Source organism: Marinobacter sp., assembly GCF_048266785.1.
Classification (GTDB): Bacteria; Pseudomonadota; Gammaproteobacteria; order Pseudomonadales; family Oleiphilaceae; genus Marinobacter.
The window spans coordinates 25,521-39,619 of record NZ_JBLWYX010000017.1; the positions used below are offsets into that span (position 1 = coordinate 25,521).

The 14,099-nt window shown below is 55.6% G+C and carries 14 protein-coding genes and 1 pseudogene; 5 read left to right on the plus strand and 10 right to left on the minus strand.

Annotated features, from left to right (window positions below):
* Positions 1–30: 30 nt before the first annotated feature.
* The 5 genes from ACN0V1_RS17995 to ACN0V1_RS18015 form a co-directional block, all read right to left on the minus strand.
* On the minus strand, positions 31–1,380 hold the full coding sequence (locus ACN0V1_RS17995) for a sigma-54-dependent transcriptional regulator (protein WP_417546313.1): 1,350 nt from the start codon (positions 1,378–1,380) through the stop codon (positions 31–33).
* Positions 1,373–3,094, minus strand: coding sequence for a sensor histidine kinase (locus ACN0V1_RS18000; protein ID WP_417546314.1), 1,722 nt, complete (start codon positions 3,092–3,094; stop codon positions 1,373–1,375). The genes ACN0V1_RS17995 and ACN0V1_RS18000 overlap by 8 nt, the downstream gene beginning before the upstream one ends.
* Before the next feature lie 224 nt (positions 3,095–3,318).
* On the minus strand, positions 3,319–4,296 hold the full coding sequence (locus ACN0V1_RS18005; protein ID WP_417546315.1) for a LysR family transcriptional regulator: 978 nt from the start codon (positions 4,294–4,296) through the stop codon (positions 3,319–3,321).
* A gap of 139 nt (positions 4,297–4,435) precedes the next feature.
* The gene (trxA, locus tag ACN0V1_RS18010) at positions 4,436–4,765 is read right to left on the minus strand and encodes a thioredoxin (RefSeq protein WP_417546356.1); all 330 of its coding nucleotides are present in this window, start codon (positions 4,763–4,765) and stop codon (positions 4,436–4,438) included.
* A 158-nt stretch (positions 4,766–4,923) separates the two neighbouring features.
* Positions 4,924–6,117, minus strand: coding sequence for a YbfB/YjiJ family MFS transporter (locus ACN0V1_RS18015; RefSeq protein WP_417546316.1), 1,194 nt, complete (start codon positions 6,115–6,117; stop codon positions 4,924–4,926).
* A gap of 161 nt (positions 6,118–6,278) precedes the next feature.
* Between ACN0V1_RS18015 and ACN0V1_RS18020 the strand changes: the two are divergent.
* Positions 6,279–6,452, plus strand: a pseudogene (locus ACN0V1_RS18020) (LysR family transcriptional regulator); the annotation flags it as partial.
* A gap of 93 nt (positions 6,453–6,545) precedes the next feature.
* Positions 6,546–7,154 carry a LysR family transcriptional regulator substrate-binding protein gene (locus ACN0V1_RS18025; RefSeq protein WP_417546357.1) on the plus strand — a complete coding sequence of 203 codons (609 nt, stop codon included), beginning with the start codon at positions 6,546–6,548 and terminating at the stop codon, positions 7,152–7,154.
* A 66-nt stretch (positions 7,155–7,220) separates the two neighbouring features.
* Here ACN0V1_RS18025 and merA read toward each other — a convergent pair whose 3' ends face one another.
* The 4 genes from merA to merT are packed head-to-tail and all read right to left on the minus strand — an operon-like array spanning position 7,221 to position 9,532.
* Entirely contained in the window at positions 7,221–8,624 is a 1,404-nt protein-coding gene (merA, locus tag ACN0V1_RS18030) for a mercury(II) reductase (protein WP_417546317.1), read from the minus strand.
* Between the two features lie 5 nt (positions 8,625–8,629).
* Positions 8,630–8,869: a mercury resistance system transport protein MerF gene (merF, locus tag ACN0V1_RS18035; protein WP_417546318.1), complete on the minus strand. Its 240-nt coding sequence runs from the start codon at positions 8,867–8,869 to the stop codon at positions 8,630–8,632.
* Positions 8,870–8,871: 2 nt separating this feature from the next.
* Positions 8,872–9,168, minus strand: a complete 297-nt coding sequence (merP, locus tag ACN0V1_RS18040; RefSeq protein ID WP_417546319.1) for a mercury resistance system periplasmic binding protein MerP — start codon at positions 9,166–9,168, stop codon at positions 8,872–8,874.
* A 13-nt stretch (positions 9,169–9,181) separates the two neighbouring features.
* Positions 9,182–9,532, minus strand: coding sequence for a mercuric ion transporter MerT (gene merT, locus ACN0V1_RS18045; protein ID WP_417546320.1), 351 nt, complete (start codon positions 9,530–9,532; stop codon positions 9,182–9,184).
* Between the two features lie 73 nt (positions 9,533–9,605).
* On the opposite strand from merT, the gene merR reads away from it, so the two are divergent.
* Both merR and ACN0V1_RS18055 read left to right on the plus strand, forming a co-directional pair.
* Positions 9,606–10,031, plus strand: a complete 426-nt coding sequence (merR, locus tag ACN0V1_RS18050; RefSeq protein WP_417546321.1) for an Hg(II)-responsive transcriptional regulator — start codon at positions 9,606–9,608, stop codon at positions 10,029–10,031.
* A 753-nt stretch (positions 10,032–10,784) separates the two neighbouring features.
* Positions 10,785–11,141, plus strand: coding sequence for a YciI family protein (locus ACN0V1_RS18055; protein WP_417546322.1), 357 nt, complete (start codon positions 10,785–10,787; stop codon positions 11,139–11,141).
* A 202-nt stretch (positions 11,142–11,343) separates the two neighbouring features.
* Here the strand turns inward: ACN0V1_RS18055 and ACN0V1_RS18060 are convergent, their stop codons facing one another.
* The gene (locus tag ACN0V1_RS18060; protein ID WP_417546323.1) at positions 11,344–12,930 is read right to left on the minus strand and encodes an alpha/beta fold hydrolase; all 1,587 of its coding nucleotides are present in this window, start codon (positions 12,928–12,930) and stop codon (positions 11,344–11,346) included.
* Positions 12,931–13,099: 169 nt separating this feature from the next.
* Here ACN0V1_RS18060 and ACN0V1_RS18065 point away from each other — a divergent pair, with 169 nt between their 5' ends.
* Entirely contained in the window at positions 13,100–14,065 is a 966-nt protein-coding gene (locus ACN0V1_RS18065; RefSeq protein ID WP_417546324.1) for a homocysteine S-methyltransferase family protein, read from the plus strand.
* The last annotated feature ends 34 nt before the right edge of the window (positions 14,066–14,099 follow it).

The window sequence follows — 14,099 nt, forward strand, 5'->3', positions numbered from 1 at the left end:
GACGCGGCAAATTCAAAACACCTTTGGGCCTCATTCCATAATCCCCAGTTTCTGCAATCTTCGCTTCAAGGCATGGCGCGATATTCCAAGTTTTTCTGCAGCAGCTCCCTTTCGCCCCCCCGATTGCTCCAGGGTTCTGAGAATAATGTCCCGCTCCGTTTCGGCCAAACGATCTTCAATAGAACCGTCGGCACAGAACGCTGGATGATCGGCTGGCTGCATTTCCGGAGGCAACATGGAAGGCGTTACCACTTCACCTGGGTAGAGTACTGTCAGCCGTTCCAGCAGATTTTTCAGCTCGCGGATATTGCCAGGCCATTCATAATCTCTCAGGTGGTTCATAATCTCTGGCTCAATCAACACGGGAGAACAGCCTTCACTGGCGGCCATCTTCAGGCTGAAATGTTCTATAAGCAGAGGGATATCCTCGCGTCGCTGTACCAGTGCCGGTACTCGAATCGGCATCACATTAAGACGGTAATACAGATCCGCCCGGAAGCTACCCTCCTCCGCGGCCTGCCCTAATTCGCGATTAGTGGCGGCGATAACCCGCGCCTCCGCCTGGTAGACGCGGTTGGATCCGATGGGGCGGTATGTATGGTCTTCAAGAAAACTCAGCAATTTGGCCTGTAATGCCAGCGGCATCTCGCCGATCTCGTCCAGAAAAAGCGTACCGCCGTTGGCCAACTCCACCAGCCCTGAACGACGTTGATGAGCCCCGGTATAGGCTCCCTTTTCCGCCCCGAAGAGTTCAGCTTCCAATAGTTGTTCCGGCAACGCGGCGCAATTCACCTCCACAAAAGGGCCGGATGACACTTTCGACAATTGATGAACCTCCCGCGCCACGGCCGTTTTACCAGTGCCCGAAGCGCCCTGTAGCAATAGGGTTTTGGCACCGCTACGGGCGATGCGAGTCAGGTCGTCGTGCAGCCGCCGCATCGCATCGCTCCGGCCAATCAGGCGGGCTTCTCCCAACTCCCGTTCACGGAAAAAACGCACCTCCTTATCCAGCCTGCAACGTTCGAGTGTGCGGGCAATCAGCGATTTCAGTTCGTGAATATCAAAGGGTTTGGTAATGAAATCCAGGGCGCCACTTTTCAACGCTTCAATGGCTACCTTGATATCCCCGTGGGCGGAAAACATCACCACCGGACAGGCCGGCAGTTGTAACTGCAACTGTTTCAACACCTCCAGGCCGCTGAGATCCGGCAGACGCAGATCCAGCAACACCAGATCAGGCTGACGATCCAGAGCTGTTTCGATTCCGTCATTACCGGTGTGGGCAGCTGCGATCCCGTAGCCGTCGGCTTCAAGTGCCAACTGCAACGAGCGCACCAGGCGCTGCTCATCATCAATAATCAGAATCAGTGCCTTATTCATGAAGATCCTTTGAAGCATTGAAAGTCAGCGAAACGCGCGTACCGGCTCCCGGTTCACTGCTGATTTGCAGATTTCCGCCATTGAGCTGTACCAAGCGTTTTGAGATAGACAACCCCAGTCCGGTGCCCTGAGTCCGGGTCGTATAAAAAGGCTCCGTAGCCCTCTCCAGCGCTTCAGGTGCCATGCCGGCGCCCGTGTCGCTGACGGTGATCACCGTTTGCTCTTTAACCGTCTGAACCTCGAGAGTCAACTCGCCACCTTCGGGCATCGCCTGAATGCTGTTGAGCGCAAGGTTCATCAGCACCTGCTGGAGCTGATTTTCGTCCACACGTAACTGAGCATCCTGATCGCCTGAGACCCTTAGGTGAATGTTCTCTCTGATGGCGAGGGGATCAATCAAGGCAGCCAAACGCCGAAGCAGATCACCGGCGGTTACCCAGACACGCTCAGGATCGAAAGGCCTGGCAAAACTGAGCAGGTTCTCAACAACTCCATTGACGCGATCGATCTCCTCCAGAACAAGCGTGATCAGCTCGGCGTTTCGTGGGTCTTCATCCACCGGAAAGCTCTGGACACAAACCTTGATGGTGGCCAGGGGGTTGCGTACCTCATGAGCAATACTGGCCGAAAATTCCCCAAGAACCGCTTTTTTCTCAACATCCAGACGGGAGTCGATCAGGGCCTGAAGCCGGCCTCCCATGCGGTTGAATGCTTTGGCCAGAAGGGTAATCTCATCGTTCCCCTCAGGGGGGATATGGATATTCCAATCCCCTCGAGAAACCGCTTCCGCTCCTTCTATCAAGGGTACAAACCTTCTTTTTATCCGCAGAATAAGAGTCATGAAAAAGCCGCTAACGAGTACCACAGATACGCCCACACCCAGCAGGAAAACAGGGCGCCTGAGCTCCTGGCTGAGATTAACAGCGGGATCATGCTTGACCACTTCAATTGACCAGCCCGGTGCAAATTCCTCACTGAGCCAGCTGGGCGTTCGATCCAGAGCAGGTCGACCATTCACGGTAAAGCGATGCCTTTCAGAGGTACTTATTAAGGGTGTAAAGCCGTCGATTCGCGCCTGGCTTTTTAGTAACTCCGTCAGGCTGGCAAACCGAAGATGCAAGGCGACAAATCCGGAAGGCGATGTGTCCCCTGAACTCAGCGGCAATGGCGCCGCCAACAAAAACCAGCCAGAGCGGCCCTGGCGAGGCGATTGCGGCCCAATCAACCAGAAATCAGCAAATTTTATTCTGGGCAACCCCTCCAGCGAAAACTCCGTTTCACCCCAATAAGGCGATCCCGATGATGCAACACCCGGCAACGCTGTTTTCAATTGCCATTGGGCATCGAAGAAAAGCACACCGTAGATATCCAAGCTGTCCGTCTCGAAGCTGATCAAGGCGTGAGTCGGCTCCAGTTCGGGTGACAAGGGATCCCCCGACACGAACCGCTCGATATTAGGCAGATCCACAATCGTTTCGAGCTCAAATTGCCGGGCTTTCAGAAAGCCTGACAATGCGGCGCGGGTTGCATTCATGGAGTGTTGAACTTTCTGCTCCCCCAGATCCTCAAGCAACTCTCCAGTGAAGCGATCATAGAACCAGGTAACCACCAACAGTGGCAGTACCGTAACCAGCAGCGAAAGTACCAGATAACGCCTTAACAGACTGTTGCGCCATAAACTGATTTTTATCTGGTTTCCGGTAGGTTCCTTCAACGATCCATCACTCTTAAGTATTGGCCTGAGCCAGGGGCTTATCACTATTTATAACTATCGAGTGAACAGCAATTAATGCGCCAGTTTCACAAACACTTTCGTTGAGCGTTTGCTGGCATTACTGGAACTGAAGTGATGTGTACCGCGTGGGAGTTTTTTCTCCGCCCCACAAACAACGAGAATTACAACCAAGCCAATCGGGTTCACGCCAGCCCTTCCAAGACTTAGCCGCTGGCCAACCTGACTTTTTTCTCGGCAACCTTTTTTCTCGACCGGCCACACGGAGAGTTTGTCATGACGTCATGCCAGCGCTCCTGAAGGAGCCTTTCGATGTGATCCCGTATCCAGATGACCCCCGGATCCCGGTCGTGGCGGGCATGCCAGATAAGGTAGAGGCTGGTTGGGTCAACGTCGAACGGCAGGTCGCCCATCCACAAATCATTCACGAAACCGCAATCCTGACTGATTATTTCCGGAATGGCCGCAATGAGATTGGTTTCTTTCAATATTTCGGGAACAACGGAGAAGTGGTTGGCGGTAGCCGCAATGCGTCGACTCTTCCCTTTCTGATCCAGATAACTGTCCACGAAACCGTGAGCCTCTCCGGACATGCTCACCAGCAGGTGACGGGCGTCCAGAAACTCCTCCATAGTTATTTGCCTGCCGGCGAGTGGATGATCCGCTCTCATCGCCAGTGCATACCCTCCGTCAAACAACCAGGTGCTGCGAAGACTGTGATCGTGGTGATTCAACATTCCGACTGCAAGATCGACATGGGCTTCACGTAAAGCATCGCGAGAACCCTCTGGGGTATAAGGTACAGCATGAAGGTCAACGCCCGGGGCCTCGCGTTCAAGCAACTCAAGCAACTGACGCCAGATCAGCTCTACAATCACGTCGGTTGCCGCGACACGGAACTTGCGCCGTGAAGCCCCCGGATCAAATTGGGTCGCATGTACAGCATTCGTCAGGGCAAACATCGGCCCACCAACCTGATCCCACAGGCTCCATGCGTATGAGGTTGGCTCGATATTCCGCCCTTTGCGCACGAAAAGAGGGTCATTCCAGATGTGCCTCATCCTGGAAATTGCGTTGGAGACCGCCGGCTGGGTCATGGCAAGCCTGTCGGCTGCCCGGGTGACCGAACGCTCCGTCATGATCGCGTCAAAGATATAGAGCAACTGAAGCTCTTGAGTTTTCATGGCTAAAATACCTCGGCAAGAAGAGCCGTTTTTAGTCTGACCGGTAAAAGTTGCCGTCGCAACCAGGTTAAACCGACGTGATGAGTTCCGGGAAGACCAAAATGAAAAGCCTCCAAATGCGGAGGCTTTTCAATGACTGCTACAAGTGCCCTTTCACAAAGGTGCGAAGCTGGCTCAGGCTACCGGCACCGGTCTGCTGTGCAACCACCTCACCATCGCGGAAAAGTACCAGCGTTGGAATGCCTCGAATTTTCATCCTCGCCGCAACTTCAGGGCTGTCGTCCACATTGACCTTGACAACTGTCAGTTGGCCTCCAAATTCGTCGGCAATTTCTTCGAGAAGCGGCGCCACAGCTTTGCATGGGCCGCACCATGGTGCCCAGAAGTCGACCAGAACAGCTCTTTCATTTCCTACGACTACTTCGCCAAAGTTCGCGTCAGTAACATGAACAATGTCAGTCATCTGTATACTCCGGTTATGGGTTGGTTCACAGTAAAATGCACCCGATTGACCGAGATAACTAATACGCTACAGATATAGTTTGTATTTCCCTGAGTGATAACCCAATCAAGAGACCGACTGGCCGCAAGCCCGAGCCGTGTAGCAAAGCAACGGCTTCACGATGTTCAGTTAACGAGGCCGACTGTTGTCTTTGGATTGACTTCCCGACTCTTGGCCATGACCAGCAATACGGTACCAAAGAGCATCGCCGCAGAGGCTGCGTAGAGCCCTGAGGCGTAATCTCCTGTGTGCTCCCGGAGTAGTCCAGTGATCGCCGGCGCAATAATCTGAGCGATGCCAAAAGAAATGGTCATTTTCCCCATGAATTTCGCAGGGCGGGAAGGATAAAAGCGCCCAGCCATAGTCAGAACCAGACAAACAATGCCCACGAATGTGCCACCAAATAGAACCGCACCTATCATTGTGAGCAGGATATTCGGTTCGATAACCGGCAAGAGAATTCCCAAGGCCTGAAGCAGACTGGCTGCGATAAGGGCATTCAGATTTCCTATGCGTCGCGCGATCAGATCCCAAATAATGGCACTCGGGACCGCCGCCACACCCATAACAAGAAACGCCCATCCCCCCTTACCCTCAAGGCCAGGAAGCTCATCAACCAGAGCGACAATAAATGTTGCGCTCACGACGTAACCGATGCCTGCGCAAAAATAGGCTAAGGCAAATAGCTTGATAAAAGAGGAATCCGGGGGAGAATCGTCCATGGCTTTAGAATTCACAGCCGTCGGCGTGGGCTCCGGCCTCGGAAGCCACACCCATGCAGGAATAAGAATGACGGCGCCAAGCGCGGTAAACACAAACCATTGCTGGCGCCAGTCCAACACGGCGCTCATCAGTTCAACCGCAACTGCGCACAAAACCATGCCGAGGCCAACACCACTGAACTGAATGCCTAACTCTCCACGATGGTTGTTGCGCATCAGCCAGTGCAAAACCAGACCGGAACCAATCAACATGCCGGCTGCACAGCTTAGTCCTGCCAGAAAACGGAGAATAGACCACAGCCATACGTTCTCGGTCAGCCCCATCCCAGCCGTGGTGACAACCGCCATGACGAGCCCTATGCGGTAGAGTCGATCCTTTACCTGCATATCACTTACTAACGACGCGATGATTGCGCCCAAGAGATACCCGAGGTAATTCACTGAGGCCAGCCAACCGCCTTCCGCCGGCCCCAAGCTGGTGTTTTGCTGCATAACAGGTAGCAATGGCGTATAGGCAAAACGCGCAATTCCCATCACCAGGATCAGGTTCAGCACTCCGGCTGTCAGCACCCTATAGCGCTGAACAGGATCATTCATAGGTACCTCTGAGACCGGTATCGTATAAAGGCCTACCATGTTTGTCTGTGATGCCCATTCCTTTCTCCTGATTCAGCCAAAGAACTGGTAACAGCCTAGACCAGCGCATAACATAGATAAAATCGATTGTTTGAATGCCAACCACAACCAATGGTTATTGTATGGAGCTACAACAACTTCGCCTATTTCTGGCGGCTGCCGAATCAAAGAGCTTTACTCGAGGTGCGAAGAGGGCCTTTGTTTCGCAACCAGCGCTATCAGCATCGATTGCGAAACTGGAAGGAGAGCTGGGAGTCCGGCTTTTTACGCGCAACAAACGCAGCGTTGTATTGACGCCTGCAGGACAAACCCTGCTCAAACGGGCAACGCAGATAGTAAATGAATGCAACAGAGCCCGGGATGAGCTAAAAAACCATGACCAGCAAAGGATGCTGCGACTAGGCGTTGTCAATACATTGTCTATTGCCAATATAGCCCGTCTGATCGAGCCATACCGACGGGAGAATTCCAGTCTCAAACTCCAGGTTTTCGACGCCTCAAGCGAAGAAATGGAAAGACTGGCTGTGGCAGGCCGGATTGATCTTTCACTAACCATACTTCCGGAACAACCTGAGAAAGGACGGCACGTCAGCTACTCAAAGCTCCTGTTTTCTGAGTCTTACAAAGTGGCTATGGCTGCCAGTCACCATCTGAGTGAGGCGCCTTCATTATGTCTCGCTGATCTGGAGAATGAACCCTTCGTATCTCGCTCTCACTGCGAATACCGCCACATGTTAAAAGTGTTAATGAAAACAGCGGGCGTTCGACTGAATGTGGCATACATCACCGATCAGGACGACCGGGCACTTTCCCTGGTGGAACAGGGGGCTGGCATTGCTATTGTCCCTGAACACTACGAATCACTGAATATCGTTAAACGGCCAATTACCGAGCTGTCAGCAACACGATCTATTGGATTTGAATGGGGTGAAAGCGAAAATCAGGCCGAAATAGACCAATTCATCGCTTTCGCCTCATCGGTCAGATGGCCGGAGTAGGCTTGGTGTGCACGTCCAGTTTCACCATTTGACGGATGTCGTTCATGGGCGTCGCCGCCTTAGGCGTTAGCCTGCACAACAGGATAGTTGGGTGACATCCTTGGTGAACGTCTGGGCACACAGCTTGAGCCCCTCTACCATGGTCAGATAGGGAAACAACTCATTCGCAATGTCGTTAACGGTCATGCGTGCGCGTAAGGCCATCACAGCGGTCTGAATCAGTTCACCTGCCTCACCTGCCACGGCCTGAACACCCAGTAATCGTCCGCTTTCACGCTCCGCGACGATCTTGATGAAGCCCCCGGTATCGAAGTTAACCAGCGCCCGTGGCACGTTGTCGAGGGTCAGGGTGCGACTGTCGGTGTCATACCCCTGAGCTTCAGCATCTGCCTCGGACAAACCCACGGTTGCAATTTGCGGATCGGTAAAGACCACCTGCGGCATGCCACTGAGATCCAACCGTGCATCGCCGCCGGTCATGTTGACCGCTGCCCGACTGCCTCCCGCCGCCGCAACGTAGACAAACTGGGGCTGATTGGTACAGTCGCCGGCAGCGTAAATACCCGGCATCCGAGTCTGCAGTTGCTCGTTCACGATCACCGCTCCGTGACTGGTCTCCAAGTCGATCGCATCCAGATTCAGTCTGTCCGTGTTCGGGGTGCGTCCCACCGCCACGAGAAGCCGGTCTGCCCGCAGTTCCCCGGCAGTCGAGGCGAGAATGAACTCGTCATTGGTATAACCAACCTGGCTTGCCTGAGTGTCGTTCAGGACTTTTATGCCCTCGGTTTGGAACGCGTTTTGAATGGCCTCTCCAACAGCCGGATCCTCGCGGGAAAACAGTCGACTGCGTGCCAGAATCGTCACCTTACTTCCCAGGCGGGCAAACGCCTGAGCCAGCTCCACCGCTACCACCGAGGCCCCGATGACAATCAGTCGGTCCGGAATGGTGTCGCTGGCGAGCGCCGTGGTGGAGGTCCAGTACGGCGTATCGAACAGCTCAGGAATCGGGGGAATGGCTGGCCGCGCACCGGTGCCAATGAACGCACGATCAAAGCCGATCTCGCGCTCTTTGCCGTCCGTACCTTTGACCAGAAGCGTACGGGCATCCATAAACCGGGCCTCTCCCTGCACGACTGTAATATCAGGATTGTCCTTCAGGATTCCTTCGTACTTGGCGTGACGCAGTTCATCCACACGACCTTGTTGCTGGTCCAGCAACAAGGGGCGGTCGACCGTGGGTTCAGTCGCCGTAATGCCTTCATCAAACGGACTTTTGCGGCGCAAATGGGCGATGTGAGCCGCCCGGATCATGATTTTGGAGGGCACACAGCCAATGTTGACGCAAGTTCCGCCAATGGTGCCGCGCTCAATCAGCGTCACTCGGGCGCCGAGTTCAGTCGCTTTCAACGCCGCGGCCATGGCACTACCGCCGCTGCCAATGACTGCAATGTGCAATTTGTTGTCGCTCATAACCGTTACTCCTTGATAGATGGGCTATTGCAGCAGGCATCGTGTTTCTTCTTGCGCCAAACGGCATAGCAGGTCAGGCCAATAAAGAAGGCGAGCGCAGGGAACAACACGTAATCGAGATAACCGATCAGCGCAGCCAGACCTACCGCCCCAAATAAAATCACCAATATCGGCGTAAAACAGCAAAGCGCGACCAGCACAGTGCCAATAACACTCACTCGCAACAGGGTTTTGGGATTTTGCATGGTCACTCCTGTTTCGCCTGGGGCTGCTTCAGCGTGGACGGATAGCCCGCGTTAGTCGTGGCTTGAGTCAGTGCCTCAACGGAAGTTTTCGCATCGTCGAAGGTGACCGTCGCATCACGTGCTTCATAACGGACATCGACGGAGCTCACGCCCTCGACTCGATTGAGGGCAGCTTTAACGGTGAATGGACAGGCCGAACAGGTCATACCAGGCACAGACAAGGTGAACGTTTGTTGCGCCGCCAGGGCGGGCAAGCTAACCAACAGGAATAACGCATTGGCGATCAGTGATTTTTTCATGGCGTAGTACCTCTCAATAAAATAGGGGTAAGACGAAGGGGAAAGCCAACGCAGTCAGAATGAGCAGCGCGACGATCCAGAAAGCGACCTTGTAGGCCGTGCGCACTTGCGGTACCGCGCACACATCACCCGGCTGACAGGCCCCGGCAGGTCGATATATCTGACGCCAGGCAAAGACCATTGCTACCAGCGCCGCACCGATGAACCATGGCCGGTAGGGTTCCAGGGCTGCCAGATTGCCAATCCAGGCGCCGGAAATGCCCAGCGTGATTAAAATCAGGGGGCCGAGGCAGCAGGCAGATGCCAGGATGGCTGCGACGCCTCCTGCAAACAGCGAACCGCGACCGGACTTGGTCTCTGACATTACAATGGATCCTTTCATGACATAGGTGACTAAGATAAGGTTACTCCCGTAGTCAGCTACGGAATCAAGAGCCATGTCCAAAAAACGACGTTCAATGACCATCGGTGTGCTGGCCAAGGCCGCCGGTATGGGGGTGGAAACCATCCGCTATTACCAGCGCCGGGGGTTGGTGGCAGAACCTGAAAAACCTTATGGGAGCATTCGTCATTACGACGACCAGGCATTGGCACGCCTTCACTTCATTCGAACGGCCCAATGGCTGGGATTCAGCCTGGATGAAATTGGCGGCCTGCTGACACTGCAGGACGGTACCCATTGCGATGAAGCACGGGTATTGGGTGAGCAGAAACTAGCCAGTGTGCGGGAGAAAATTTCAAGCCTGCAACGCATTGAGCGTGCGCTGGACGGGTTAGTGCAGGAGTGCTGCGCTCAGCAAGGTGACGTTAAATGCCCTCTCATTACGTCACTTTATGATGGAGTGGAAGAAAACACGCCGTGAAGTAACTATTAGAAAGCGCTCTGCAGCTAATCTCCTTGCTCCGGTTCAAACTGGCGCTGTGATCTATCCCGTCGGGCTTAACAGCAACCCTCTATAAGATCCCTTCATGATTAGCTCCGTTAAGTACCTCCAAGCGGGGAAATCTCGCTCCTGCTTCGGACGACGAATTTAGTACTTTCTGTGGTCGTGCATTTTCTTCAACTACTGATCCACCCTGTGTTGGGTACCTTGACCCGGAGTAATGAACAACAATTTTGATTTCCGCTTCGTCTTTGCTGTGTGCCACACACCTTTCGGCACCACTATGTAGTGCCCCTGATCACGCAGGTTAATTGCTGAGTCTCGAAAGAATCCACTAAACTCGTAATCCCGCCCCCTTTCCTTAGGATATTGGCGTTTTAGGAAAACACCACTCGCGCAACTGTTGCCTCCGGACGAGAAGCCTCTCATCTTCGCCAAGGCGCCAGTCCCCCTCGCCAACGATTTATCAGAGCGCTTTTTCATCGAGAGATGTAGTGCGTGACCAACAATAGGATTACATCGATCCTGCTATTGGTCGATGCTTTATACCGCCGACCGATGGTCGATTTACGGTGCCTTCATTCGTCGCTACCGTGAAGCCGGAATTTAATCACTGACCAGATTCCAGGAGAAGGGCATGCGCGATATGATCATCGTCGGATCAACTCAGGATTCCAATGACTTTGATTAATCTGCAGCCGTTGATCGTTTCAATACCTTGCGGAGGACACCATGGAGTATCTACTGATGATCGTCGAAACGCGCGGGCAGCGCGAATCCCGTAGTGAAGAAGAAGGCCGGGCGCTGTATGACGAGATGGTGCGCTTCGGCGACGATCTCACTGCCCGCGGAAAGCTACTGGTTAGTCGCTCACTGCGCCCGGACAAGCACGGCGTTCGAATCCGGCAGCGTGGCGAGAAATCGGTTCTACGTGATGGCCCATTTGCCGAGTCGAAGGAGATGATCGGCGGTTTTTTCCTGATCGACTGCACTGATCGACATGAAGCGATCGCTCTCGCTGAGCAATGCCCGGCTGCGCGTTTCGCCACGGTCGAAGTGCGTGAGTGTGCGCCCTGCTATGTTGGCTGAAGGCGTAATCTTCCCTCTGTGTGTGCAATATACGCAGTCAGGCGAATTCTGCTGCCTCGCTCGACCCACGATACCACGCAGCTAATTACAGAGTTACAATGTAGGACCACAAGAAATTCCCGGGTGGTGCGGTGGTCGTCTGTCCAAGGATGAACGCCATATTGGGCCCCGGCGAAAGATTGAGCAGGACCGCCGCTCTCCCCTACCCCGCCACGAATCGTCTCACTGCGTTGACAAATTCCTGAGCCGCCGGCTCGCGGCCAAGCAGCAGATGGCCATCGCTTTTCAGGCTCATGAATTCAGCGTCGGGAATGACCGCGGCTATCTCACGGGCCGAGTTGATTGGAACGCGCTCATCTCCCTGAGAATGAATGACCAGCGTGGGCACCCGCACATTGGCAAGACGATGGCGTACGTCGATGTCACCGAACGCCGACAGAAAGCGCGCCGCATTTTCCGGCGAGGTGGTGTGCCGTTGGAACTCGTTGAACCATGTAAGTTCATCGAAGTTCGCGCTGGGCATGAAGGTCGAGGAAAAGATTTGTCGATAGGCCGGATTGTCCTGCCCCCAACCCGTCTCCGTTAAAGCCAGAATGGCCTCCCGTTCCTTGATGGTCGCCGGCGACCCGTTGACCCGCCAACCGGCGGCATAGGCGCCGAACAGAATAAGGTGCGAGACGCGCTCGGGGTGACGCACCGCGTACTCGATCGAGACCGAGGCCCCTTGCGAGATGCCCAGCAGCGCGAAGCGCTCGAGGCCGAGGGCGTCGATAACCGTCTCGAGATCCGTCACGAAGACGTCGAACGAAATCTCGCCGACGTCCCAGTCGGATAGGCCATTGCCGCGCTCATCGTAACGCACCAGAAGATGCTTGCTGGCGAGCTCGCGAAACAGCGGGCTCCAGACCGGCGCGTCCCAGTCGAGCTCCAGATGCGTCAGCCAGTTCGCGGCCTTGACCAGTGGTGTTCCCTCGCCGACACACGCATAGGCGATTCGCACTCCATCTGCCGCCGTGCAGAAGTGGACCTTCTGACGCGCCAGCAACTGCCGGGCGTCATGGCGTGTCGCCGATTCCTGCTTGGTGGCGCCAGGTGCCGTATCGGGTTCCAGCGGCCACTGGATGCCGGCGCTGCGAAAACGCCGATCCAACTCCCGGGACAAGGATTCGGCCTCCTGAACTTGATCCAGCTGACGAAGCCGGCTAAGAAGCCGAGCGCCGGCCTCCGCGTTGAACGGGTCCTCGTCCAACCAAGCCCGGTTCCAGGGCAAGGCGTGATCGGGGGTCAGGTCGACATGGGTGGCCAGCCGTTGCGCCACGCGGGTTTGAAGACGGCGTATCTCCTCACGCTCGGCGGTCAGCCAGCGCTGGAAGAGCGCCTGTTTCGGCAGATCGATGCCTTCGAGTAGCGGCTGCCGCAAATGATCCGCTATCTCGGCCAGTTCGGTGGCCCGCAAATCGGGCTGTTTAAGCCGCGCTACCAGACGGTGAATATCGACCTCGACCTGGAGTTCCAGAAAGGTGACGCGCTCACGATCCGCGTCCAGCCGCACGACGTCGGCGTCGTTGACCACCGGGCGCAATTTGCTCAACGACCAACGCAAGGCGGCACGTGGATCGTCGGGTATCTCCCAGAACATCTCACATAGCCGATCGCGACGCTGGGGGCGTGCGGTCAATACGAGATGAGCCAACAAGGCGCGGGTCTTCTTCGACGCCGGCAAGGGCACGACCACGCCATCCCGGCTCACCGCCAGTTCTCCCAGGGTTCGAATCGCGAGCTTAGACATCGTTCGCACTCACCGAGTGGCCTTATTACCTGTCGTTTCGACATTACCATAGTTTCGACGGCTTTTAGCCAAAAATCCACGCTCGATACAACGGTGGATACCACGGCAGCGGGATAAATTTCGTGTTGTGAGACCCGGCAAAGGGCCGGGCCCAACGAGGTACACCACCATGAATCAGCACACGAAAATCACCAAAGCACTGCCGCAAGCCTCCGGCGAGCTGTTTCTGACCGATGGCGGGCTGGAGACAGATCTCATCTTCAACCACGGCGTCGAGATTCGCGAATTCGCCGCCCACACCCTGCTTTCCAGCGCAGCGGGCCGCCATGCCCTCGCCGAGTATTTTCGCGGATTCCTGTCCCTCGCTCAGGAATGCAGGACCGGCTTTATCCTCGACACTCCAACCTGGAAGGCCCACAGCCACTGGGCAAAGGACCTGGGCGCAACGGAAGCCGAGCTGCGCGCGGCGAACTTTGAAGCCGTAAACTTCATCGCGACGTTGCGAGATGAGTTCGCCGGCAACAAAGGTCCTATCGTGCTCAATGCGGTCATCGGTCCCAAGGGCGACGCCTACGCGCCGGAATCGCTTTTGAATGCCGCCGAGGCTGAGGAGTATCACGCCCAGCAGGTCCGCTGGCTGGTCGACAGCGAGGTGGAAATGGTCTCGGCACTCACCTTCACCCAAGCCGAGGAGGCCACCGGCATCGTCAAGGCGGCGCACAAGGCCGGCCTGCCCATCGTCGTCTCATTCACTGTGGAGACGGACGGTCGGCTGCCCACCGGTCAGCCTCTGGGGGACGCCATCGTCGAAGTCGATGCAGCGACTCGCCAGGCGGCGGCCTACTTCATGATCAACTGTGCGCATCCGGAACATTTTCTCGACGCCATTACCGATGCCGGCTGGTTGCGCCGCATCAAGGGGCTGCGCTGTAACGCCTCGCGCTGCAGCCACGCGGAACTGGATGCCGCGGAGGAACTCGATGCGGGCAACCCCCGGGAGCTGGCGTCTCTCTATCGCGCACTAGTCGCCAGGATGCCTTGGGTCAATGTACTCGGTGGCTGCTGCGGCACGGATCTGCGCCATGTCAGTACCATCGCTGCGGCTTTCATCACCGGCGACGCCATGGCGAGCTAATCCAGACAACAGCTTGGGTCAGACCAACAACGCC